Annotated in this window: 18 protein-coding genes and 1 pseudogene; all 19 read right to left on the reverse strand. The window is 60.4% G+C overall.

Translation table 11 applies throughout. From position 1 onward, the window contains the following. Positions 1-54: 54 nt before the first annotated feature. On the reverse strand, positions 55-1,671 hold the full coding sequence (locus J5M67_RS19245; RefSeq protein ID WP_207886931.1) for an ATP-dependent endonuclease: 1,617 nt from the start codon (positions 1,669-1,671) through the stop codon (positions 55-57). Continuing rightward, a complete protein-coding gene (locus J5M67_RS19250; RefSeq protein WP_207886932.1) occupies positions 1,668-2,864 on the reverse strand; it encodes a DUF262 domain-containing protein in 1,197 nt (398 codons plus the stop codon). The genes J5M67_RS19245 and J5M67_RS19250 overlap by 4 nt, the downstream gene beginning before the upstream one ends. A 491-nt stretch (positions 2,865-3,355) precedes the next feature. Further along, positions 3,356-6,208, reverse strand: a complete 2,853-nt coding sequence (locus tag J5M67_RS19255; protein ID WP_207886933.1) for an HNH endonuclease — start codon at positions 6,206-6,208, stop codon at positions 3,356-3,358. Between the two features lie 226 nt (positions 6,209-6,434). After that, a complete protein-coding gene (locus J5M67_RS19260) occupies positions 6,435-7,706 on the reverse strand; it encodes a TrbI/VirB10 family protein (protein WP_207886934.1) in 1,272 nt (423 codons plus the stop codon). 2 nt (positions 7,707-7,708) lie between these two features. Continuing rightward, entirely contained in the window at positions 7,709-8,695 is a 987-nt protein-coding gene (gene trbG, locus J5M67_RS19265; RefSeq protein WP_207886935.1) for a P-type conjugative transfer protein TrbG, read from the reverse strand. After that, positions 8,692-9,396: a conjugal transfer protein TrbF gene (trbF, locus tag J5M67_RS19270; RefSeq protein ID WP_207886936.1), complete on the reverse strand. Its 705-nt coding sequence runs from the start codon at positions 9,394-9,396 to the stop codon at positions 8,692-8,694. The genes trbG and trbF overlap by 4 nt, the downstream gene beginning before the upstream one ends. A gap of 12 nt (positions 9,397-9,408) precedes the next feature. Next, complete coding sequence (trbL, locus tag J5M67_RS19275) at positions 9,409-10,593, reverse strand: P-type conjugative transfer protein TrbL (RefSeq protein ID WP_207886937.1); 1,185 nt, start codon at positions 10,591-10,593, stop codon at positions 9,409-9,411. Continuing rightward, positions 10,590-10,919, reverse strand: coding sequence for a hypothetical protein (locus J5M67_RS19280; protein ID WP_207886938.1), 330 nt, complete (start codon positions 10,917-10,919; stop codon positions 10,590-10,592). Before J5M67_RS19280 ends, trbL begins: the two co-directional genes overlap by 4 nt. A gap of 10 nt (positions 10,920-10,929) precedes the next feature. After that, positions 10,930-11,667, reverse strand: coding sequence for a P-type conjugative transfer protein TrbJ (gene trbJ, locus J5M67_RS19285; protein ID WP_207886939.1), 738 nt, complete (start codon positions 11,665-11,667; stop codon positions 10,930-10,932). Next, positions 11,664-14,099 carry a conjugal transfer protein TrbE gene (gene trbE / locus J5M67_RS19290; protein WP_207886940.1) on the reverse strand — a complete coding sequence of 812 codons (2,436 nt, stop codon included), beginning with the start codon at positions 14,097-14,099 and terminating at the stop codon, positions 11,664-11,666. Before trbE ends, trbJ begins: the two co-directional genes overlap by 4 nt. A gap of 14 nt (positions 14,100-14,113) precedes the next feature. Beyond that, complete coding sequence (locus J5M67_RS19295) at positions 14,114-14,383, reverse strand: VirB3 family type IV secretion system protein (RefSeq protein ID WP_207886941.1); 270 nt, start codon at positions 14,381-14,383, stop codon at positions 14,114-14,116. Next, a complete protein-coding gene (locus tag J5M67_RS19300) occupies positions 14,380-14,763 on the reverse strand; it encodes a TrbC/VirB2 family protein (protein WP_207886942.1) in 384 nt (127 codons plus the stop codon). The genes J5M67_RS19295 and J5M67_RS19300 overlap by 4 nt, the downstream gene beginning before the upstream one ends. 74 nt (positions 14,764-14,837) lie before the next feature. Continuing rightward, positions 14,838-15,791 (reverse strand): annotated as a pseudogene (gene trbB / locus J5M67_RS19305) (P-type conjugative transfer ATPase TrbB); the annotation flags it as partial. Next, complete coding sequence (locus J5M67_RS19310; protein ID WP_207886944.1) at positions 15,788-16,246, reverse strand: ribbon-helix-helix protein, CopG family; 459 nt, start codon at positions 16,244-16,246, stop codon at positions 15,788-15,790. The gene J5M67_RS19310 and the pseudogene trbB, both read right to left, overlap by 4 nt. Before the next feature lie 8 nt (positions 16,247-16,254). Further along, positions 16,255-18,240 (reverse strand): conjugal transfer protein TraG, encoded by a 1,986-nt coding sequence (locus J5M67_RS19315; RefSeq protein WP_207886945.1) that lies wholly within the window; start codon positions 18,238-18,240, stop codon positions 16,255-16,257. 221 nt (positions 18,241-18,461) lie between these two features. Beyond that, positions 18,462-18,725: an entry exclusion lipoprotein TrbK gene (locus J5M67_RS19320; protein WP_207886946.1), complete on the reverse strand. Its 264-nt coding sequence runs from the start codon at positions 18,723-18,725 to the stop codon at positions 18,462-18,464. 44 nt (positions 18,726-18,769) lie between these two features. Further along, a complete protein-coding gene (locus J5M67_RS19325; protein WP_207886947.1) occupies positions 18,770-19,666 on the reverse strand; it encodes a LysR substrate-binding domain-containing protein in 897 nt (298 codons plus the stop codon). 331 nt (positions 19,667-19,997) lie between these two features. Next, entirely contained in the window at positions 19,998-21,377 is a 1,380-nt protein-coding gene (locus J5M67_RS19330) for an MFS transporter (protein ID WP_207886948.1), read from the reverse strand. A gap of 16 nt (positions 21,378-21,393) precedes the next feature. Further along, complete coding sequence (locus tag J5M67_RS19335; RefSeq protein ID WP_207886949.1) at positions 21,394-23,856, reverse strand: LuxR C-terminal-related transcriptional regulator; 2,463 nt, start codon at positions 23,854-23,856, stop codon at positions 21,394-21,396. Positions 23,857-23,873: the final 17 nt, after the last annotated feature.

Consider the following 23,873-nt stretch of genomic DNA (forward strand, 5'->3'; position numbering starts at 1 on the left):
GCACGCCAAATCTCACACAAACTTTAATCTGTACGAAATTCGGCGCCTATCTAATCAAACAAATAGATCCGCCCCATCAAAACCGACACATTTATGAAGGTGGCGACTGACAGATCCAGACGAATCCACCTTGACCTCACAATTTTCGCCACCTAACTCTTCAAAAAATGGGCCATTAACAATGAACCATCCTCCCGCGTCATCCATGAGCTCAACTTGGAAAGATCGACCTCTATATTTTGTAGCCAAGTAAAACTTATGAACCAACACCCGATTTTCTTCGCTTTCATACCATTTTCTCAAAATGGCATTAACAAGCTCCTGCTTAGACTTCTGACAGACACTAGCCATCCCAGAGTATCGATCATGATGATCCCCATGACGATGCTCCTCGATTGCGTCCCTCAATCTTTCAGCTTCAACATCGAGGAATCCAGCTATCTCTTCAGCGCTTGCATCAAGAACCGACCAAAGCTCTATTTCAGGGGTTAGTTTATGAGCGGACGGCAACGCAGTTATGTATATGTGCCGCCCCGAAAGAGGCCTCACCGAAGCAGACTGGTCCGCATCAAGAACAGCGATAATTTCATATGCAGGCCTTGGGGTTGGCTCAAAGTGACGGACTATTTTTTCTATATTTGAGTCGCAGCGCATTTGTATAACAGGGTAATCTTTCAGCATATCCGAATCAACTTTATTCAAGATATACTCCAAAAACATTCTAGCCAGCTCATCCTCCACCATATAAATCCCCAAAACAGAACTAGAAACCCCCAGCGCCGAGAGATACTTTCTAATGTGCTTGGGATTTGATATGGCCGATCTATTATCGACACAATACTGAGAAAGAACCTTAATATTACCAATCCCAACTTTAGAAAGAACATGCTCAGAATGGGTGGAAAGCACCACCCATAACTTCTTACCAAAAGACTGAGCAGCAATCAAATCCATCAAACGGGATTGGCTATAAGCTGAAATAAAATTCTCCGGCTCCTCAATAAAAAGAAAACTTTGAGGCTCTACAAACTTCAAGACAAACCACACAATATACAAACAAGAAAGCTCCCCCATACCCATATCAATATTTGTATACGAAGAGCCATTTGGAAGAACTATATTAAAGTAGGGAAACGAGTACTCAAGCTCATGAGGCATTGAGCCTTCAATCTCATAAAAAACAATAGATGAGTAACTTTTTCCAACTAGGCTTTCGATAAGGGATTTTATCTTATGGTTGTTTAAAGACTGATTATCGTCCACCCCCTCCAGCAACTCACCAACATTATCAGTACCCTTAAGATACTCCACAATCCTCGTGCACTCTCTAGAGGGCTCTAGGTAATAGGCACTAAACCCTCCAGAACTTGCCTCCTCGGGAGAGCAAACTCGACCGCCGTTAATTATTTCGGCTTCAAAGCTAGCCTCTTCAAACTTGCTATGTACATTACACACCTCCCCATCCCGAAAAGCAGAAAACAAAAACCTCATCAAGGTGGTTTTGCCAACACCATTCTTTCCACATATTGCCGTTATTGCCGAATTGAACTCTAAATTCACTTCATTCCTAAATCCACTCACCCCCATAACTTTAAAACTTAGCAGACGACACGGATACTTATCAATCTTTGAAATATCTCGCCAAACATCCCCAACCGCCGCAGCCCTCATTTATCCAACCTCCATTTCATAGCCGCGTCCTCAATAATTACTTTTATGTCCTCCTGCTTTTTCCTTATAGCATCGACCAACGAAGCAACAAGCTCAACTTCTGCATGAGAAAGAGAGTGCGTTCTATAGCCCGACAAAAATATGCTTATATTTATAATAATATCGCGTATCAGGATTGAGCTTGTCGAGGTAACCCTAGACGAAGACCGCTCTATATACAACAATAGAAGCTCTCGCAACGAGCTGCGATCAAATCCAAAATATTCCGCCAAATCATCGCCTAGTATTAAGTTATCTTTCACTCCGCTTTTGGCAATCTCTATACACGCAAAAGATCTAAATAGATCGTTATTTTCTAGCTCCCCACCTGCCAACGATTCGCTTGCCAAAAAATAGAACCAATTGAATGATGACGCCTTGGTAAGATTTATATCACCATCGTTAACAGCGATATTTTCATTGACTCTAACAAGAAAATCGATCGCCCCCCGAACGGCATCTAAAATTTCCTGAGAGAATCCATCTTTCCTTCTGAAACGGGCAGTAAGAGATCGGTCAGTGATTGGAGTTCTTAATCCATTACTTTCCAAGACAAAGCAAACGCGTGTAAGCAGATCATTGTATGCCATGCGTGAATTGGAGAACCCCAAAACGTCCTTATCGACGCCTTTCTTAGCCATGTATTGGACAAGCGATGACACTTGATCCCTTATGCTACCGAAGAAAGCATTTCTCTGTTCAGCAGATGTGAGCTTAACCGACTGATTAAGCCTATGGAACAGCTCACCTGGCTCCCCATGATTATACTGAGTGATTTCATATATTTTTAAGAGATACCTTTGAAACTCTAACCTCTTCTCTTCCGGCAATGCAGAATACTTTAAACCATCCAACGAAACGATGTCGTCGTCCAAAGGCTCAATGCTTCCGTCCATTGCAAATTTATTTTGCATAAAATCACGAATAGCAGTCAGACGTTGCTGCCCATCAAGAACCTCAGCTTTATGAGCATCTACACGCACCAAATGAATTGGCGGGACTTGCCAGCCTCGAAAAATGGAATCAATCAGCAATTTCTTCTTAGCGGAATCCCAAACTTCCCCTCGCTGAAAATCCGGCCTCAGGTCTATATTGTCTGAAATGATATCATCAAAAACACTTTTTATTTTTTCGTTTCTATACTCGAAATGCATACCCCCTCCTTGGCACTGGAATGCCCAATATATAAATTCTTACCAAAATACTAAGCATCATTAATTTTTATTAAAATCACCACAAACACTGCCACCTGTAACTTAACGCATCGCGTCAGCCCATAACATTTCAAACCCGAAACTACATTTACACTCACATGCTATCACAGAATCCACATTCGGGACGACTCTCTAGTTACCGCCTTCTGTCACCGTTTCAATACCGCATTAGAAGATATGCGGATCAGACTATTGAAGCCCATAGATCGCTATGCTCATATTTTCCGCCCCTTCGGTTCATCAGTTTTCTCATCATGTTGAACTTCGGCCGGACTGAGCGCAATTTAAAGCGCTTCACTCCTGCCCGACCCTGTCCCTTGGGTTGTAGCTCTCTGCAGACTACGAGAATTTTAAACAGTAAAATTGGTATAAATGTAAACCAGCCCCGTGACCTGATCGCTCCACACAGACACCCCAACACAAACTAACGATTACAACGGCGACCAGTCTGATACATCCATCGCAGCAAGTACTTTATTGGGTGTTATGTCATCCATACCGCGCACCTGCACAAGATAAGATGAGAGCCACTGCGCCATAAGTGCATGCTCATTCGGAACGAAACCACGGCTAGCCAGCATCGTCAGGATGCCAAATTGCTCCTTAGAGAATGGCCCATCACCAGAAACCTCTGCCGAAAGAAAATCGCAGAGCTGAGCAACCCACTGCCCATGCCAAATCATTATGCGCAGCCCCTCCGGCCATTCGGTGGGGTCCTGTTCCATCGCCGGCAATAAGATTTCGTCGGCCAACGTGTCGGCGGTTTCCTTCAAGAGATCTTGATTGCCGGTGTGGACTGCAAGACTGATTAGGCCACCAAATTTCTTGAACATAACTCGAAAATTTTGTGGGCGTATCAAAACGTTATCCGTCAGCGACGCTGCGCAATTGAGTATATCTCGCAGTCCCGCTTCTATAAGATTGCGCCCGGGCAAGTCCTCGATCGGGTCAAGCATCGGCAATATTAGGCCCGCCTCACCGAGCGCGTTGCTAATGAACTCCACCGCCCCAAGCTTGACGAACAGAGAGCCTGCCTCTCGATAAGAGTCGACAGCGACACGCCAGTTTTCTGCATACGCCTCACAATTTCCGACGTGATGAAGAGCGGATCCACAATTAATCGGATCTTCCTCATCCTCAAACGCCTTCAGTGCACGCCGGAAGTACCGGAGAGCCTCAGAGGGATCGCCTCCAAACTCAAATGCACGGCCCAGCTGGAATGCCACGAGGCCAGCCTGGTATTCTTCGCCATCCAGACCATCGAGAATAGCGAGCGCCTCCCGAGCGAACGCCGCGGCTTGGCGGTAATCGGAGCGTCCTTCTGCTGCCGAGGCCCGAATCTGCAGCAGTAAAGCCAGCGCCTGCCCCGTTGCCCCGGCACCGAGGCGCTCTGCCTCAGCGAGGGCGAAGGCCGCACTGGGCTTGTCATTCGCGCGTTGCGCGAGAATCTGCATCTGCAACAGGAACTGAATGGCGTCCGTTATGACAGCCCTGCGCGCAGCTGTTGCTGCAGCGTTGCGCATTATCCACTGCCCCAGCGCAAACCGCCCCGAGACAAAAAGGAACATCATCATGGAGTTTGCCAGGCTCGTCAGGATCGCAACGAACCCCTCGTCCTGGCTAGACCGCTTCTGAGCCAACTCGAATGTCGCCAGAGCGTTTGGGAGCTCGCGTTCCATGACTTCGTTTACAAGCGCAACTGAGCTTGCATACCGATAGTTGCTCTGCAACTCGGCGATAAAGAACGCAATATGCAACGCGAATGTGCGCTCGCGCGCGCCCCTCGTCTCAGCCGACTCCGCCTCCATTTCTTGGAGAACGAAGACACGAACTGGAGAAAGCATGACGAGGCACAGCGAAAGTGGTGACGACAACTCGAAGGCAGGATCACGTTCAAAGCCTATCAGATTCCAGCTGCGCAATTCAGCCGCGGCGGCGATGGGATCTGGGATATCTAGTGCTTCTAAGGAGTGCATCTGTGGCCGCAATCCAGCTGGGCTCATGGCTATCGCCCAGAGTAACCGCCGCTCCTCAATTGTGAGGTCGGCGAAGGCGACCGCAAGGGAAAGTTCAAGTGATGTTTGCTGATTCTGTATACGTCGACGCGGCATACGAATCGCGGCAGCGCCGCTCACCGACAGGCGGCGCAAGACCTCCTCAGCCGAGCAGAGGTGCCGAACAAGTGCAGAGAGGACTCGCAAGGTAAGTGGATGACCATCGGCGAACGCCAAAAGCGCGTTAATCGTGGGCTTCGATGGTCGATCATAGGCTTCGATGTCGCGGAGAAATAGTTTGCTGGAGGCGTCTGCATCCAACGGACGTAGCTGGACTCTTCTGTCGGCGACGAACGACGGTAATGACATCTGACTTGTTACAACGATGAGCGTGTCCGACGTTTCTCCAACGAGTCGCTCAATAAAGTCTGTAATGGCGTCACGCGCTTCCGGTAGCCTCTCCACGCCATCTAGAACGATGCACGCTCTGCCGTCATCAAGGAGCCGCGCCAAAGACTCCGCTCGCATCAGGCCCGCCGCCAATGCGCGTTGCATCACGACCTCCTCAAGCTCCTCCGCGCCTTGGAGAGATTCCACACTGATCCAAATGACTGGACGCCGGGCAGTTATCACTCGGAGAGCATGCAGAGCAAGCTGTGTCTTGCCAATGCCGCCCATACCTTCTATGAGGACACTTTGGCCGGTTGCAAGTGCATCTCCTATCAGTTCGCATTCGGTCTTTCGCCCGAAGAAATCCGACGAAAGAGACGGAGCACCTACGATTGGCCAACCAGCCCGCAATGTAGTAGACAGGCGACGCTGCACCGTCTCAATGCAGCGCGCTTTGACCGCTTCGATATCGGACCGAGAAAGTACCTTCTCATCGAAAAGTCGATGGCAGTTCCGACAAAGGCGTAGCAGGTTGTGATGGTGATGCGAGAAGCTTGTCTCCCAGGGCTCGATGTGCGCCTCTTCCAACGGAGCACCGGTAACACAACGCGCACAACCGCCTCCGGCCTCAACCTTGAGATAGTCTTTAACTCCCTTCGGGATGGTAGGGCGCGGAACACCTAGCTCCCCCCAAGGTGCTCGAAGGAATGCATCGAACTCATCAATCTGTTCCGCACGGAACAAGTTCAGTGCTGCTCCTTCGACCATCGACAAGCGCCGACCGCGCGTGCCCTTCGCCCCATGCTTCACGTAGAACAGCAGCAGCTCAGGCGTGATTCGCAGTCTGCGTGCAGCTGCCAACAGGTCGAGCAACTGCTCCTCGCGCTTATCCCCCGCCATAAGTCTCCTATGGTGTACTCACTCAAGGCATCCGTTGCTCTTTCCACAAGAACACAGCCAAACAGCGCTGATTCCATCTTAATTTGCTTCCTGAGCGCCGTTAACAGCCAGCGCAGCTCACGATAATCGTGCGTAAACCTGTCGACAGAAACTCCAAGAATCCTTTTTCGTTCTAATCTCGTCTAAGTGATGACTTAATAGATTCTAAAGTGCGAACACCATCCTGCTAAGTCCCCCGATTGAAGAACAGTGGTTGGTAAGGCCGAAGCACCAGATCCCGGTTGACAATGATGCGCACCGGCAGGCCCGGACGTTCGGACAAGGTGGGCTGGATGTTCATGTTGCGCCGGGTCATCTCCTGCCCGGCCTGGTTCACGCTGTCCTGCAAGCCATCACGGCCGGCGATGATTATGCGATCGCCATTCTGACGGTTCTCTGGTGCGGCCAGCTCAGCGCCGATGCCTAGCAGTGTCGTCAGCGCAGCACCGGCAAAGGCGCGATCCAAGTGCCAATCGACGCCATCTTCCAGGCCGGCGTAGCCGGCCGGGTCGGTGCCCACCGGGTTGTCCAGCGTCAACGAGGATGTGTCCGGCAGGATGATGCGACTCCATACCACCTGAACGCGGCTCTGCCCGTAGCTGACCTGGCTGTTGTATCGGCCGAGGATGCGCGAGCCTTGAGGGATCAGCAGGTGCTTGCCGGTCGCCGTGTCGTAGACCGGCTCCGTCACTGTGCCGATCACGTCGCCCGGAAGATCCGACTTGATGCCCGTCACCAGCGCGCCGGCGATCACCGTGCCGGCCATGACTTGGTACGGCGACGCCGGTAGCTGCAGGCTACCGGAGTTGTGGGTTTCCGTAGTGCCGGCTTGAAGGAATGCCTCTTTCTGCTCCTGCCGGTTCTGCACGGCTGTCGGATCGAGGGGTTGAGCCGCCGTAGAGGCGGGATCGGCGGCCAGCGGATCGAAGCCCGCTAGTGTTGTTCCATCTGCGTCAGGTTGTGCAGGTGCAGCCATGGCGGGGCGCTGGCCGCCCGTGCGGAAAAATACTGACGAAGCTGCCGCTTCCTCCGCCTCCTTCAACCACGCCAGCCGCTCAGCCTCGGCGGGATCGTGTCCGGGTGTGGTGTAGCTGGGCGCCACAGGTCGTTGCGACTGCACGATGACGGGGCCAAGGTCGCCCGGTAGCGGCGGCCCCAGTTCGGGCGGAGGCAACGGAAGCTTGGAGTAGTCCGTGGGCAGTCGGTCGAGTCCTTCGGAACGCGAAACACGGTCGACGTTGTACAGCTCGGCCGGATCGTTGCCGCCTCGCGGCTTTGGTGGTTGCAGGGACCAGATGGTAGCTCCCAGCACCGCAGCGGAGAGCCCACCGGCAAACATGGCTAGGGTACGCTGGTTCAACCGCGTGACGGGACGCGGCTGGGCACGCAGCGCGACCGAATCGGGCGGAACCTTGCCGGCTGGCGGCGCGGCCAGGTCGGGGGTATCGTCCTGGCTCATACTCAGTTCCCCCGCGCCAGGCCATCCGTGCGCTCGATGCGTACCACGTCGCCCTTGTCGCCGCCCAGGCGAAGCTCGGCCGCGCCGAACAGCCGGTCCACGATGTAGTACGGCGAGCGGAAACGGTAGTTGACCAGCTGTCCATCGCCTTGCGCGCCGATCACGAACAGCGGCGGCAGCTCCCCCTGGGCGATGCCGGCGGGAAACTGGATGTAGACCTTCTCGCCATCATCGAAAGCACGCAAAGGCTGCCACGGCGGCTTGCTGCCGCTGATCGCGTAGCGGAAGCGGATCTTCTCCAGCGAAAGGCCGGTATCGACCGGAGCGCTCGCCTGTGCGGCCTGCGCCTGGCGCTGCAAAGCCAGCATCCGATCCTTCGGGTAGTCCCAGGATACCGAGGCCATCCAGGCTTTCTCGGTCGAGGTCAGCTCAATCAGGTAGGTGCGCCGGCTGGTGGTGATGACCAGGTTGGTCTTCAGATCCGAGCGGATCGGCTTGACCAGCACGTTGACGCGCAACGTATCGCCAGCGCCGCTGGATGTATCGCCGACGATCCAGCGCACCGTATCACCAGCAGCCACCGTCACCAGTTCCTCGCCGGCCTGCAGCGCGATCACGGTCACCCGCCCCGGCGCGGCATAGACTTGGTACAGCGCGCCGTCGCTGTAGGGCCAGACCTGGATCGCATTAACGTAACCCTCGCGGGTGGGCGCTACCCTCGCCTCCCGGTTCGCTCGCGACACCCTGATCTTCTCGTCGGCAGGCTCCGGGGCAGGACCGGCCTCGTCCGGCAATGGCTTCAGTTGCCCTGGCATCGGCAGCACCTTCGGTACCTCCACCACTTCCACCGGCTTTGGCGGTTCGGGCAACGGCTGCGCCTGCACCGACTCGTCGAGTGAGATGCGTGGTGGTGGCTTGCCCTGGCTGGTACAGCCGGCCAAGGCCAGCAAGACCAGGGGGAGCGCGGATATACGAAAAGACAGGTTCATGGCTTGGCTCCTTCGGACGCATCGAGCTCGCGGCTCCACGACAGCCCGTTGACGTAGATGCCCAGGGGGTTCTTGCGCAGGCGCTGCTCGGTATGCGGGGTTTGCAGGACGATGGAGATCACCGCATTCCAGCGCTCAGTGCCGGCAGGCGCGCCGTTGACGAAGCGCTGCTCTGTCCAGCGCACGTTGAAGGAGGCGTCGCTAACCCGCACGACGCTGCTGACCTGCACCGTCACCGACTCCTTGCCCACGCGGGCGAACGGATCGTTGGTGCGCGCATAGTCGTTGAGCGCCGCCGCGCCACGGTCGGTGGTGTAGTCGTAGGCGTCGAGCCAGTTCAGCCGGACCACGATCGGATCGATGGACAACGAGCGCACCAGCGTGACGAAGCGCGCCAGGTGGTAGGCGACCTGTGCATCGGCTGGCCGGTAGGGTGTGGCGGCCTCGCCGACCGCACGCACCTGGCCGGTCCTGTCCACCTCCACCACGTAGGGCGTGACGATGGACTGAGCCGAGCGCCAGACCAGGCCGCCCGCCATCAGCAGCGCGAGCGCCAGGCAGCCGAAGGCCATCAGGCGCCAGTTCTTCGCCTGCACGCGGGCCGAGCCGATACGCTCGTCCCACGCCTGGGCGGCGGCCTGGTACGGGGTGGTGGGTTGCGGCGTCTCGGCATAGCACACCCGTGGTCGCTTGAAGCGCATGGCTCGCCCTCCTTATGAGTCTGAATCCCGCAGGCTCGGACCACTGCCCGAGCCGCCGCCGTCACCGCCACGCAGCGTGTGCGCGACGGTGGTGGCAGCATGGCTGATCTGCTGGCGTCGCTGCAGGCGCCTGGCCCATGCCGGTTGCGCCTTGGCATCGGTGGCGACGCGGGTCGCACTCTCCAAGGTGGCCGCGCCGCCACCAGAGGCAGCTCCGCCGCCAGCAGCAAACCGGCCCTTGAGTGAGCGCATTCCGGCGGCCAACTTCGCGCCCGGCGCCATGCGCGCGCCAGCCACGACCGCAGCGCCAACGCCGGTCGCCGCGGCACCGACGGCGACAGCCATGCCCGCCGTGCCAAGCGCTGCGCCCGCCATCGCCCCGGCCCCCAGCTGCGGACCGCCGGAAATCAGCCCAGTGGCGATGCCCGGACCGAAGATGCCCAGGGCGAGCAACGCCAGCGAGGCCAGCATGACCACCAGCGCGTGGTCGATGGAGGGTTCGTCGGGATGCATCTGGAACTCGGCGAACAGCCCCGTGCCGATGCCAACGATTACCGCCAGCACCAGCACCTTGACGCCGGAGGACACCACGTTGCCCAACACCTTCTCGGCCAGGAACGCGGTCTTGTTCCACAGCGCGAACGGCACCAGTACGAAGCCCGCGAGCGTGGTCAGCTTGAACTCAATCAGGGTGATGAACAGCTGTATCGCCAGTACGAAGAAGCAGACGATGACCACCAGGTAGGCCAGGAACAGGATGACAATGGGGTCGAGGTTGACAAACACCTCAGGGAAACCGGTCAGTTCACCGATCTGCTCCAGGATCGGCGCGCCGGCGTCGATGCCAGTTTTCGCCAGCCGCCCCGGCTGCAGGAGCGTCTCCATGCTGAGCACGCCAGTCGCCGTCAGGCCCAGCCCGGCGAAGGAGCGGAAGACGATACCGGCCAGCCAGTTGAAGTTGCCGATGATGTAGGCGAAGGCGCCGACGTAGAGCACCTTGCGGATCAATTTCGCCATCACGTCCTCGCCCTGGCCGGTGGCGTGACCGAGCGACCAGTAAAGCCCCGCAATCGTCATGTCGATCGCTATAAGCGTGGCGGTCAGGTAGGCGACTTCACCTTGCAGCAGCCCGAACCCCGAGTCGATGTAGCGCGAGAACGTATCGAGGAATCGGTCGATGACCGTTACGTCGTTCATGGCGCGTCCTCCTTGACGACAGCCCGCTGCGCATCACTCTCGGTCACCTCGTCGCCAGGCTCATCAAAGGTCGGTGGAATTGGCGGCAACTCCTCCAGGACGACATACTCGTCGGGTCCGGAGTGGCCGGCGAAGAAGCGACGCCGGTACACCTCGACGACGGCCCTGCAGGTGCCCGCTCCCAGCGCCGGCCAGTCGGCCGCGCACGCGGCGCGCAGCGCCCTGAGTCGCGCGGGATTGGTGGCCAGCGTTTCGGCCAGATCCTCGCGTGGGGGCTGACCACAGGCCGCCAGCAAGGCAACCGAGAGCACGAGAAGACTGCGCATGGCGGCCACCTCAGTTCCCGTAGAACCGGACCGACTGCGGGGTGTACGGCGTGCCCTCGCCCAGGAAGCGTCGCCGAACCTCGCGGGCGCGCTCGGTCGCCGCCGCCTGCCGCGCTAGCTCCAGCGAGGCCGCGCGATCCTGGGTGAGTTGCAGTTGCTGCGCCTGGATGGACTGCTTGGCCTGCAGGGCCAGCAGTTGGTTGGTCGCCTGCATGGCCTGCAGAGCACCCGTGGCCGACTGGCTCTGCCCCACCAAATCGGCCAGGGCGCTTTCATCCTCGCTCAGGTTCCGCGACACCTGCGCCTGCATGCGCATCGCGGTGTGCAGGCCGTCGAGCGTGTGCTGCCAGCGCTCGCGGGCATCCCGGTACATCTGGTCGCCGCTGACGGTGGCGGCGTACTCCGCTGGGTACAACCGGGCGAACTCTCGGTCGAGGTTCTGCACGTCATAGGCCAGCCCCTGCGCCTCGGCGATCAGTTGCTCGCTCCTCGTCAGCGACGCGCGTAGCCGGTTGACGACATTGAAGTCCAGGCTCGCCAGGTTGCGCGCCTGGTTGATGAGCATCTGCGATTCGTTCTGCAGTTGCTCCACCTGGTTGTTGATCTGCTCCAGCGTGCGGATAGCGATCAACGTGTTCTGCACGAGGTTCGTCGGGTCGATGACGGTGAATGCCGACACGGGCTGAACGGCCAGCAACGAGATCGACAGAACAGCGGCGAGGGACGTGGAAAGCGCGCGGGTTTTCATGGCGAAACATCCTGAAAGGACACGGCGGATGGTGCGGACGGCAACAGCTCGGCCGCCCAGTCGAGGCCGCGATGACGCAGCCAGGCTCCGGCGAAACCCGACACCCCGGCATCGCGCAGCACGTCATCGATGGCGCGCTGGTCCTGGGGCATCGAGGCGCCGGCGAACGCGAGCGCGACCGGCCCCAGCTCGAGGTCGAATAGGCGGTTGCCGGCCCGGGACTGGTAGTAGTAATCGCGCTTGGGCTGCGCGGTGGCGACGATCTCGATCTGCCGGCCGTTGAGGCCGAAGCCCTCGTAGATCGAGCGGATCTGCGGCTCGGTCGCCTGCGGGTTGGGCAGGAAGATGCGGCTCGCGCAGCTCTCGATGATCGCCGGGGCGATGGTCGAGTCCTTGATGTCGGCGAGCGACTGCGTGGCGAAGATCACGCTGACGTTCTTCTTGCGCAGTGTCTTCAACCATTGACGAATGCGCGCGGCGAACACCGGGTCGTCGAGAAACAGCCAGGACTCGTCGAGGATCAGCAGCGTCGGCGCGCCGTCGAAACGCTCCTCGAAGCGCGCGAACAGGTAACTCAGCACGGCCAGCACCGCGGCCTTGCTGGGCATCAGCTCCTCCATCTCGAAGCACTGCACATCGGCCATGCCCAGATAGTCGAGGTCGGCGTCGAGCAACTTGCCGTGCGCCCCACCGAGCACATAGGGCGCGAGCGCCTGACGCAGCGCGTTCGACTGCAACAGCACCGACAGGCCGGTGAGCGTGCGCTGCTCGACAGGAGCGCCGGCGAGACTGCCGAGTGCTGACCAGATGGCCGCCTTTTCGTCCGGGCCGACGGCAACGCCTTCGTGCGCCAGGCGGCCCTCCACCCATTCGGCCGCCCAGGTGCGGTAGCCCGCCTGGTCGATGTGCGCGAGCGGCTGGAAGGCGATCACGCCATCGGCGCCCAGGTCATAGTGCTCACCGCCCAGGCCCAGCACCGTCGCCCGCATGGAGCGCCCCATGTCGAAGGCGAAGATGCGCGAGCCCGGGTAGCGACGGAACTGCAGCGCCAGCGTGGCGAGCAGGACGGACTTGCCCATGCCGGTCGGGCCGACGACCAGGGTGTGCCCCACGTCGCCGATATGGGTCACCAGCCGGAACGGCGTCGCGCCCTCGGTGCGGGTGACGATCAGCGGCGGCCCGTCGAGGTGCGTATTCTTCTCCGGCCCAGCCCACACCGCCGACACCGGCATCAGGTGCGCGAGGTTCAGCGTCGAGACGATGGGCTGACGCACGTTGGCGTAGGTATTGCCCGGCACCGAGGACAGCCACGCCTCCACCGAATTGAGGGTTTCCGGGATGGTCACGAAACCCCGGCCCTGGATGGCGCGCTCCACCCTGCGTAGCTTCTCGTCGGCCATAGCGGCGTCACCATCGAGCACCGTCACGGTCGCGGTGACGAAGCCGAAGGCGACTTGGTCGCTACCCAGCTCCTGCAGAGCGGCATCCGCGTCGGCCGCCTTGTTGCTGGCGTCGGTGTCGACCAGCGGGCTCTCCTGCTGGAAGACGGTTTCGCGCAACAGCGCCAGGATGTTCTTGCGCTTGGCGAACCACTGCCGGCGCAGGCGGCCAAGCTCCCTCTCTGCCTCGGTCTTGTCCAGGCAGAGGAAGCGCGTGCTCCAGCGATAGGCGAAGCCCAGCCGGTTGAGGTCATCCAGAATCCCTGGCCAGGTCGAGGTCGGGAAACCACGCACCGTAACCACACGCAGGTGCGCGTCGCCCAGCATCGGCGTGAGTCCGCCGAGCAGCGGCACATCGGCCAACAGCGTGTCGAGGTGGAACGGCACTTCCGGCGTGGCGATGCGATAGTGCCGCGTCGAGACGGTCGCGTGCAGGTAGGTCAGCGTTTCGTCGTCATCGAGCCAGCCGATCTCCGGCATCACGCCATCGAGCAGGTCGAAAATACGTTCGGTCTCCGCGATAAAAGCAGAGAGACGCTCGCGCCAGTCTACGCCGGCGATTGGCGTGTTCTCGTACAGCAGCCTGGCCGCGCGAGCGTGCGACTCCTCTGACGGCAGGTATTGCAGCGTGAGGTGGTAGCCGCTCTCGAAGTGCTCGCCGGAATCCTCGAACGTCGCCCGCCGCTCCTCGTCCACCAGCCACGACAGCGGTTCGGGGAAGTCCGAGTGCGGATAATCCGCCGCCGGCCGGCGCTCGGCCTCGACGAACAACGCCCAGCCCGCGCCGAGCCGGCGCAGCGCGTTGTTCAGTCGCGCGGTGGTGGCCATCAACTCGCCCTGCGTCGCGCTGTCCAGGTCCGGCCCACGGAAGCGCGCCGTACGCTGGAACGAGCCGTCCTTGTTCAGCACGGCACCAGGCGCCACCAGGCCGGCCCACGGCAGCCAGTCGGCGAGCAAGGCCGGACGCTGGCGGTACTCGGTGAGGTTCAGCATCGTAGCGCCCTCCTTCACACGTCCAGCAGCGGCTTGTGCTTGAGGTGCCGGGTGAACACCTGCATGAACTGCGGGTCGACGCGCGCCCCCCATACCGCGAGCGCATGGCCGACCAGCCACAGCGCCAGGCCCGGCAGCCAAAGCTGCAGGCCCAGCCCGACGGCGGCGGCCAGCGTGCCATTGGCGATCGCCACGGTGCGCGGCGCGCCACCGAGCAGGATCGGCTCGGTCAGCGAACGGTGCAGCGGCAGCTCGAAGCCCGGCAGGTCGCTTCCCGTGCTCATACGACGGCCCCGCCGGAGAAGCTGAAGAAGGACAGGAAGAACGAGGAGGCGGCGAAGGCGATGCTCAAGCCGAACACGATCTGGATCAGCTTGCGAAAGCCACCCGAGGTGTCGCCGAACGCCAGCGCGAGCCCCGTGGCGATGATGATGATCACCGCCACGATGCGCGCGACCGGTCCCTGGATCGATTCGAGGATGGATTCGAGCGGACCTTCCCAAGGCATTGAGGAGCCGGCGGCCCTCGCCGTGCCGACCGTCATCAGCATGACGGCGGCCAGCAGCAAACCACGCTGCGCGGGTCCGGCCAGACGACGCAGGCGTGCCAGGCACGCGGCCTTATTTACGGAAAAGCAGAAAGCAGGGGCGCGTGTCGGCGTCATGGCAGTTCTCCAGGCGTGGTCGGGGACAGGAAAAAGGGCGTGAGCTGATCGGCGAGCGGCTCTCCCGGCACTTCCGCCAGGCGGTAGCCCGCCTCGTCGAAGCCAGTCACGCGGGCAATGCTTTCGATGCGGCGCTTGCGGCCGCGGCCGGCGATGAAGACCACCACGTTGACCGCTTCGGCGATCAACGCACGTGGCGGATTCACCGCCACTTCGAGCACCAGTTGCTCCAGGCGCAGCAGCGCGCCCTGGGCGGAGCCGGCATGGAGGGTGGCGATTCCGCCCGGATGGCCGGTGCCCCACACCTTGATGAGATCCAGCGCCTCCCCGCCGCGCACCTCGCCGACTACCACGCGGTCGGGGCGCAGGCGCATCGTGGCGCGTACCAGCTCACGCATGGAGACCACGCCCGCGCGGGTACGCAACGGCACGTGGTCACGCGCGGCGCATTGCAGCTCGATAGTGTCCTCGAGCACCAGCACACGGTCGCCGGTGGCGGCGATCTCCGCGAGCAAGGCATTGGCCAGCGTGGTCTTGCCGGTGCTGGTGCCGCCAGCGATCAGGATGTTCTGCCGCTCGCGCACCGCGCCGCGCAGGAGCTCGGCCTGTGCGACGGTCATCATCCCGTCGGTCACGTAGCGCTCCAGCGGGATGACGCCCACGGCGCGCTTGCGCAGCGCGAAGGCCGGCCCCGGAGCCGCCGGCGGCAAGATGCCCTCGAAACGCTCACCCGTTTCCGGCAGCTCGGCGGTCAGCAGCGGCTGGCCACGATGCACTTCCGCGCCGACATGTGCGGCCACCAGGCGGATGATACGTTCGCCGTCCTCCGCGGAGAGCTCCGCACCCAGCGGCGCGCGCCCCGACGACAGGCGATCGACCCAGAGCGTCCGGTCGGGGTTGAGCATGATCTCCACCACGTCCGGGTCCTCGAGCGCCGCGGCAATCACCGGCCCCATCGCAGTGCGGAGCATGCGGATACGCCGGTACAGCGGGGTCGCGCTGTTGGAAGATTTCGGACCAGCGCTCATGAGACACGCTCCCGCGCTTCGCCCAGCGCCTCATCCATATGCGAGCTGTCCGGGTACACTTCCTCGACCACGTCGCGTACCAGGCTGCGCCCACGCAGCAGGTGTCGGCCGAGCTGCTCGACGAACTGCTCGAAACGCGCCTTGCCCTGGGCCTTGGCCGCTTCCTGATGCGCCTCGGGTACCGGCGTGCTGACGGTCAGGAAGTAGCGTACGAACAGCGCCAGCGTCTCGATCTCGATGGCCTGGTCGCGCTCTAGGCGCTCGAACTGGCGTGACAGGCGATCCAGCCGCTTGGCAATGGCCGCCTCGCGCTGGTCGCCTGAATGCGGCGACAACCAGGACGCCAGGGCCGCCGCCACGATGGAGGACTTTGACACGCCCTTTTTGGCGGCCAACTCATCAAGGCGCTTGGCGTGTTCCGGTTGGATGAACAGGTTGAGGCGGTACTGGCTCATAGCTGGACTCAGTCGTCGGGGTCGAGAGCGGCCAGCCCGGCGACGCGCTGCATGGCTGGATTGAGCTGGTGAGGGAGAACGGGCTGCAGGTCGTCGTCATCGAGCAGCGCCAGGTCGCTGCAGGCCGGCGCCCACTCCGGGCTGTAGGCAACGGTCTCGGACAGTTCGGCCTGATGGCGCGGGCCGCCGTCATCGACGCTGGCGGCCGGGTCATCGTTAAAACCCGCAATCGGTGTTGGCACGTCTGGCATGGCCAGGCCGCTCCAGTCGTCCGCTCGCGACGGCGGTGCGTCGGCGTAGCGCCCGCCCACGAGAACCGGTGGCTGAAGCACGCGGCGCTTGAAGTTGGCGTCGCTGTAGTAGCGCAGCTTCCTGGCCCGGATCGGCGCGACGCTGGACACCATCACTACGGCCTCGTCGGGCGGCAGTTGCATCACCTCGCCAGGGGTTAATAGTGGCCGCGCCGTTTCCTGGCGTGAAACCATGAGGTGTCCCAGCCACGGCGCGAGCCGGTGGCCTGCGTAGTTACGTTGCGCGCGCAGCTCCGTCGCAGTGCCCAGCGTCTCGGAAATGCGCTTGGCCGTACGCTCGTCGTTGGTGGCGAAGTTCACGCGTACGTGGCAGTTGTCGAGGATGGAATGGTTCTGCCCGTAGGCCTTGTCGATCTGGTTGAGCGACTGTGAGATCAGGAAAGCGCGCAGGCCGTAGCCGGCCATGAATGCCAGGGCCGATTCGAAGAAATCCAGCCGCCCCAGCGCGGGGAACTCGTCGAGCATCAGCAGCAGTTTGTGGTGCCGCTGCACGCCATCGCTGCCGTCGAGCGATTCGGTCAGGCGCCGGCCGATCTGGTTGAGGATCAGACGGATCAGCGGCTTGGTGCGGCTGATGTCAGAAGGCGGCACTACCAGGTACAGCGACACGGGATGCTCGGCGGCGATCAGGTCGGCAATGCGCCAGTCGCAGCGCGAGGTGACCTCAGCAACCGTGGGGTCGCGGTACAGCCCTAGGAACGACATGGCGGTGCTCAACACACCCGAGCGCTCGTTGTCGCTCTTGTTGAGCACTTCGCGGGCGGCAGATGCCACTACCGGATGTACGCCATCGTTCAGATGCCGTGTCGTCATCATCTGGTGCAGCGTCACCTCGAACGGGCACGCCGGATCGCTCAGGAAGTTGGCGACGCCACGCAGCGTCTTGTCCTCGCCCGCGTAGAGCACATGCAGGATGGCGCCGACCAGCAACGCGTGCGAGGTCTTCTCCCAATGGTTGCGTCGCTCCAGCGCGCCCTCCGGGTCGACCAGGATGTCGGCGATGTTCTGCACATCGCGCACCTCATGCGCGCCGCGCCGGACCTCCAGCAGGGGGTTGTAGGCAGCAGACCTGGCATCAGTGGGGTTGAACAGCAGGCTGTGCGAGAAGCGCGAGCGCCAGCCGGCGGTCAGGTTCCAGTTCTCGCCCTTGATGTCGTGGATGACCGCCGAAGCCGGCCAGCTCAGCAGCGTGGGGATAACCAGGCCGACGCCCTTGCCGGAGCGCGTCGGCGCAAAGGCCAGGACATGCTCCGGCCCTTCGTGGCGCAGGTACTGGTCGCCATGCAGTCCGAGGAAGACACCCGACGATCGATCCAGACCCGCCGCATGAATGTCGGCAACCTCGGCCCAGCGTGCCGAGCCATAGGTCGTGACTAGGCGCGACTGGCGCGAACGCCTGATCGACATGACGATGGCGACGCCCACGGCCACCATGCCGCTGGCGGCGGCAATGGCGCCACCGATGTCGAAGACCTGTGGCGCATAGGCGCCGAAGAAGAACCACCAGTCGAACAGCCGCCAGGGGTGATAGACCGGCGTGCCGAAGCAATCGAACCAGGGCGAGCCCAGGCGTACCTGGTAGCCCAGGGCGGCGGCTGTCCACTGTGTGGCGGCCCACACGCCGGCGATCACGATGCCGAATACGGCGGCGATCTGCCCGAACAGCACGTTCGTCCCTTGCATTGCCTGGCTCCCGGTTTCTCCTGCGACGGCAGCAAAAATGCTGGCTGCGTGGCCGAGATTCGGTGCCGGATCAGTGCCGGTCAAAGACCTTTATCGGGACAAGAATGGACTGGAGAGCATCAATTCATGCGAGAGCAGATGCAGGGAAAACACTGCAAGCACTAGCGCATGGCAGCGTGTAAGGCGAGAACATCGAAGGTGTGTGGAGGCCCCACCCACGATCAGAACTTGGACGGCTCTTTCGGCGGCGTGTAGGGCACGTTCCCATCGCTATAGAAACGCTTGCGCGTGGCCTCGGCCACACGGTTGCACAGCTCGTCACCCAGCTTGGCGCGATCCAGCTTGCACTGCTGGCGCAATTCCCTCAGCCGCACTGGATCGGCCGCGAGCTCATCAACCGTGGGCAATGCTAGCGGCGCAGGGGCAGCGGGTTGGCCGCAGGACGTGATGGCCAGGACACAGAGAAACGGCGTGACCTTCTTCATGGTTCGAGCTCCTCCAAGATATTGGCCTGGCTGGATGATTTCGACTAGGTGGCCTCCAAAGGATCAATCCTTCGCACTCGCTCAACAAAGCGAGCCAGCGTCGCCGATGGCTCGCGCGTCGAATGCAGCAGGTAGGTCTTAAGTTCTGGAGAGCAGCCCGCCAGCGGGCGACCAACAACCCCAGACTCTCGGCAAGCTGGGATGTTCGATTCCCCCGTCAATCCCAGGGCTAAACCGGCCGCCACAAGCGCCATCATCAAGTCGCAAGAGGCCACCTGTTCCGCGACCAGCGGCTCCGCTTCAGCCTGACGCAGCAAGCGCTCAACCTGGCGCGCATGGCCTTCGCACGCCTGCGGGTCACACAACACCAGCGGATAGCGCAGCAACTCCTCCAGCGGGACGCGTTTGTGGGACAAGATGGGATGGCGCTCCGGTACGGCCACCACCAGCGGATCGCCCCAGGCCGGAACGGCGACTATGCCATCCCCGACCTCATCGGACTGGGCGAATCCCACGTCATACAGATCGTCGTGCAGCCCCTTGATCTGCTGCGACAACGACACTTCAGACAGTCGAATTTCGACCTCCGGTTCTTCTTGCCGGCATAGCGCCAGGAACGAGGAGAAGCGCGACGGGGAGATGCCGTCCGAGAGAGCCACCCGCAGTTGACCGCAAAACCCATTGGCGGCGGCCCTTACACTGTCCCGGGCCTGCTGCAATGCGGTGAATACGCGCGGCACATGTTCGAGAAACAGTCTCCCGGCATGCGTAAGCCTTGTGCTCCGTGTGGTTCGCAAGAAGAGCTGCGTGCCCAGCTCTTCCTCAAGCTCCTTGATCGCACGCGACAAGGGTGACTGCTCTATGTGCAACCGCTCAGCCGCACGTGCGAAGTGCAGTTCTTCGGCTACAGCCAAAAAACAGCGAAGATGTCGAAGCTCCACTTCTTGATCTTCTCCTTTGGCACACGAATAAAAAAGCCTCTCACTCTAACTACCTGCATCACCCCACAGGCAATAGGCGCGTTCAGTGACAGGATATCTCAGCGATCGAAAAACTTAACAACCGGGATATCTTCAGACCTTTAAAATCAGAAAATTTAATAATTTAATGGCGATGTTTACGCATGCAAATTAGTGGCACCCCGCCCCTATATACAATTAGGAGCACTCTATGGGGACCACTAAACAGAGCCCCCGACCGCCATCGTGAATAGGACAATAACGGACTTTGATACCCGACCCACGTCGTATATAGACTGAAAACCCCAGATTTTTAAAGGTGTCCAGATGCTACCCCCGTGCCTTGCTGCCTCGTGCTCGGAGACTGGTCAGACCCGCTTTGCCCAGACATAGCTTTAGCGGAGCACAGCAACGCTGGTATCGAAAACAAGCAAACCAGCGCCGGTAGCAAAGTGGCCATCAACAGAATCCCATGCAATGCGGTCTCACTCTGCTCCAACGTCTGGAAACCCGCGCCCTGCTGAAACCCAACTAGCTGCAATACCAGACCACTCAGCCCAGCACCTATAGCCAAGCCAACTTTCTCTCCCCATATCCAAAGCCCAGTGAAGGCACCCTCCTCGGAAATTCCCGTCTTCGCTCGCTGCAGCGCGATAATGTCTGGAACGATAGCGAAGCAAAATAGCTGTTGGCCAGCATTGGCTATGCCGAAGAGGATGATTGCAAATGCTAAACCGACCTCACCGTACATAACGAGCCATAAAGATGCGGTTGCTAATGCGTAGAGCACTGTGGCCACAACAAAGGCTCGGTGTTTGCCTATACGCCTCGACAGTAAAGTCCAGCACCAAGTAGTAACGACTGTGAGCAGAGCCATGCCAGCGAAGATGCTGGGGATGGTGCTTTCTTTATTTCCCAGCCAATACTTATCGTAAAATGGCAACATTGCTGTGCAGATACTCACAGAGACCATCTGCACGATGAATCCCAACCACAACCATGTGAACGCCTTGTTGCTGAACGGTGCCAGCATGTTTCTTGGCGGATGTGCGATATGTCTGTGTGCAGGGATACCGCCGGTACCAACTACCGCGCCAGCCATTCCAGCAAAAGCGATCAGGCTTACGAGGATTCCCATCTGTGTATAGCCCTTCTCGCCCCCTCCCCCCGCCCCCACAAGCCAAGGCGCCAGGCTTCCGGCGAGGACGAAGCCGATGGCAAGGAAACCACTGCGCCAAGCAGCAACCCGGGTTCTAGCATGCGGATCGTCAGTGGCCTCAGCGAGCAGGGTCGCGTAGGGAACAGTGAACAGCGAATAGGCTGTGGACGTGAGGGTGTAGAACGCTATCACCCAGGCCAGCGAATAGCGCCAATCCGCGAAACTCGGCGGCGCGAACATCAGGGCGAAGGCAATAAGAAAGGCCAGGCTTCCAATGGCCATCAGGGGGCGGCGGCGTCCCCAGCGGCTGTTCAGGCGGTCGGACCATCGGCCAATCAGCGGATCGCTGACGAGTTCCCATACCTTCGGGATCAGTAGTCCGCCACCGGCCATGCCAGCGGGGATGCCCAGGGTCTCGGTCATGAAGAACAGCAGCAGCACCTGGGGCGTCAGGATAAAGATGGCGGGGCCGAAGCTGCCAAGACCGTAGGCAGGCGCAAAGTACCACGATGGCAAGTGCAGGGAGCGGGACATGTCGTTTCCTTTTGGGTCAGAGCAGCAGGCCTAGCGCCTTGGCACGAGCCACTGCCATCGTCCGGTTGCTGACCTTCAGCTTCGCGTTAATGTGCTTGGCGTGAGTTTTCACGGTATGCAGAGAAAGCGAGAGGATTGTGGCTATCTCGCTATTGGCGTAGCCCTTGGCGATCAGCCCGAGTACTGCCAACTCTCGCGGACTCAACAGTTCCACCTGGGTAGCTGGCGGAGTGTTCACGGCCTGGGGGGCATGCAGCCCAAGCTCGGTTTTTTCCGCTTGGAGGCCTGTGAGCAGGTTGTGCTGACCTTGGCGGAGCGCCATTGCCGCCGCCGAGGCGAGGAATCGTTCCGCCTGGGGCATGTCGCCCCTCAGCCGGCGAACTTCACCCAGTGCGTACAAGGCCTGGCAGACGATGACCTCGAAAGCATTGCCCTTTGCCCAATCCAGCACCGCGTCAAGCAGTTGGCCGGCCTCGCCGAGCGCCCCTCGGGAACACAGGGCCTCGGCCTGTAGAAAGCCCATCAGGGCATGTAACTCAGGGAAGGAACTAGGTGGAGACAAGGCCAGTTCGCCCTCGTACTGCTCGCGCAGACGAGACAGCAGTTGGTTGGCCGAGCCGTGGTGCTGGCTCCTTAGCCAGACCCTGGCCGTACCGACGCTCAGGACGCTTCGATAGAGTATCTCGGCGACATTCCAGGAATGCATCAACCTCTGTGCATCCGTCAGACGCTGCTGTGCGGAAACGAAATCGCCGCTGTTTGCGTCGAGCTGCGCAAGCAATGCATGGGCGTAGAAGGCTACCGGGCTGCGGATCTCTTGAGTGAGAAGCAGCCCCTCTTCCAGGGTATGGCGAGCCTGCTGCTCCTGGCCTGTCAGTATCAGTAGCCAGCCTCGGCGGATCAGCTCTCCTCCCTGCAACAACGCTGAGCCTGACCCCTGAGCCAAAAGCTGAGCGAGTTGATCGAGTACCCGCAGGGCCTGGGGTAGGTTGCCGGCCAGCTCCTCGATCTGGGCCTGGTCCAGCATCAGCAGGCACTCGAAGAGTGCTTCGCCCTTGCGGCGGGATAGCTCCAGACCTTGATGCTGCAGACGCTTCGCCGTTTCTATGTCGCCCACGGCCAGGCTGGCGCGGGTCAGGCAAGAAAAGCACAGGATCATCTGTGCCCAGAGTCCGCTTTGCGCCAGGCCGTCAAGAGCCTGGAAGCCGAGTTCCCGCGCCCTCTGCGCCTGTCCCTGGTGGAGGGCCAGCTCAGCGTCCAGGGCTAGGCGCAGGTCGCTACGTTCGTCTTCGTCAATGAGCCGTATGGTGCATTCGGCCTGCTCCAGCCGCCCACCAAGCAGCAGGGCTCTGGCGACGATCTCCAGGGCCTGCGGATGCTGTTCGATCCAGGTGGAGCCAAGTTGATCGATGCCCTCCAGGAGGTAGTTCAGGTTCTGTCCGGCGTACAGGTCTCGCGCCGAGATCTGTCCAACGGAGACCAGCGCGCGAGCGGTGTCCTGGATGGCCAAGGCATAACGAAACGCTTCGACGTGCAGTCCTGCCAGTTGCAGCCAGTTGCAGGCGGCTAGCAAGGGCTCGTTCTGATCCGGATAGCGCTCCAGGAGGAGCCGTTTGAGCGGAGTGAATAGCGAGAAGCGATCCTGGGTTCCGGGCAGGCGGCGCAGGAAGGCTTGCTGCCCCAACAACTTGCGCAAGGCCAGAGGATCGTTGGCAAGAAACGCACAGAGAGGGGCATCGACGAAGGGGGCATGGGCAATGCTCGGCATGAGCGAGAACATCTCCGCCGGCAAGCATTCAAGCACTTCGTTGTCGAGATATTCCTGCACCAGCGGGTTACGGTGCAGTTGGCCATTGGCCCTTCGGCCGGATGATTGCAGGGACAGCAGGTACAGGCGTGTGCCGGCAACCCAGCCATCGCTCTGCCGATGTAGATCCGCCCCGGAGACGCCCCTGCTCACCGCCAGTTGGCGGAGTAAAAGCTCCATCTCGCTTGCAGTCATCGCCAGCTCTTCTCCTTCCAGCAGCAGAAGGTCGCCGGCCAGCAGCCACTTGCCGATTTTCCAGGAGGGACGATGGCGGCTACAAATCAACCACTGGAGAGTGGCGGGACAATGTACGAACAGGTTTTCAAGCCATTGGTCGGTGGCTTTGCTCGGGCAGTAGTCATCCAGCACGATGAGGCCTTGTTGCTGACGCTTCACAGCGTCCTCGATTGCCTCGATGGAATCACTGTGTAGATTGAGCGACTCAGCGACCCGGGCGCCGAGTTGCTCAACGCTAGTTTCCGCGCCGTGCAGTTCGAGCCAGAGCAATGGATCGAAGGCAGCACGTTCAGCGAACTGGCGAGCCAGTTCGCTCTTGCCGAACCCGGCCGGAGCCAGCAGCAGGCGGATGCGCGGCCCGCTGGCAAGCTTTTCCAGCAAACGGGGACGCACGATCAGGCCGGTTTCCTTCGGTACTTCATCAGCCTTGGTCACGTCCCCTCCTCTCGCCA

The organism is Pseudomonas sp. 30_B (assembly GCF_017491605.1).
In the GTDB taxonomy this organism is placed as follows: domain Bacteria; phylum Pseudomonadota; class Gammaproteobacteria; order Pseudomonadales; family Pseudomonadaceae; genus Pseudomonas.

Coding starts and splice junctions, on each gene's coding strand:
- J5M67_RS19245 (WP_207886931.1), bottom strand. CDS start 1,671: ATGAGGGCTGCGGCGGTTGGGGATGTTTGGCGAGATATTTCAAAGATT.
- J5M67_RS19250 (WP_207886932.1), bottom strand. CDS start 2,864: ATGCATTTCGAGTATAGAAACGAAAAAATAAAAAGTGTTTTTGATGAT.
- J5M67_RS19255 (WP_207886933.1), bottom strand. CDS start 6,208: ATGGCGGGGGATAAGCGCGAGGAGCAGTTGCTCGACCTGTTGGCAGCT.
- J5M67_RS19260 (WP_207886934.1), bottom strand. CDS start 7,706: ATGAGCCAGGACGATACCCCCGACCTGGCCGCGCCGCCAGCCGGCAAG.
- trbG (WP_207886935.1), bottom strand. CDS start 8,695: ATGAACCTGTCTTTTCGTATATCCGCGCTCCCCCTGGTCTTGCTGGCC.
- trbF (WP_207886936.1), bottom strand. CDS start 9,396: ATGCGCTTCAAGCGACCACGGGTGTGCTATGCCGAGACGCCGCAACCC.
- trbL (WP_207886937.1), bottom strand. CDS start 10,593: ATGAACGACGTAACGGTCATCGACCGATTCCTCGATACGTTCTCGCGC.
- J5M67_RS19280 (WP_207886938.1), bottom strand. CDS start 10,919: ATGCGCAGTCTTCTCGTGCTCTCGGTTGCCTTGCTGGCGGCCTGTGGT.
- trbJ (WP_207886939.1), bottom strand. CDS start 11,667: ATGAAAACCCGCGCGCTTTCCACGTCCCTCGCCGCTGTTCTGTCGATC.
- trbE (WP_207886940.1), bottom strand. CDS start 14,099: ATGCTGAACCTCACCGAGTACCGCCAGCGTCCGGCCTTGCTCGCCGAC.
- J5M67_RS19295 (WP_207886941.1), bottom strand. CDS start 14,383: ATGAGCACGGGAAGCGACCTGCCGGGCTTCGAGCTGCCGCTGCACCGT.
- J5M67_RS19300 (WP_207886942.1), bottom strand. CDS start 14,763: ATGACGCCGACACGCGCCCCTGCTTTCTGCTTTTCCGTAAATAAGGCC.
- J5M67_RS19310 (WP_207886944.1), bottom strand. CDS start 16,246: ATGAGCCAGTACCGCCTCAACCTGTTCATCCAACCGGAACACGCCAAG.
- J5M67_RS19315 (WP_207886945.1), bottom strand. CDS start 18,240: ATGCAAGGGACGAACGTGCTGTTCGGGCAGATCGCCGCCGTATTCGGC.
- J5M67_RS19320 (WP_207886946.1), bottom strand. CDS start 18,725: ATGAAGAAGGTCACGCCGTTTCTCTGTGTCCTGGCCATCACGTCCTGC.
- J5M67_RS19330 (WP_207886948.1), bottom strand. CDS start 21,377: ATGTCCCGCTCCCTGCACTTGCCATCGTGGTACTTTGCGCCTGCCTAC.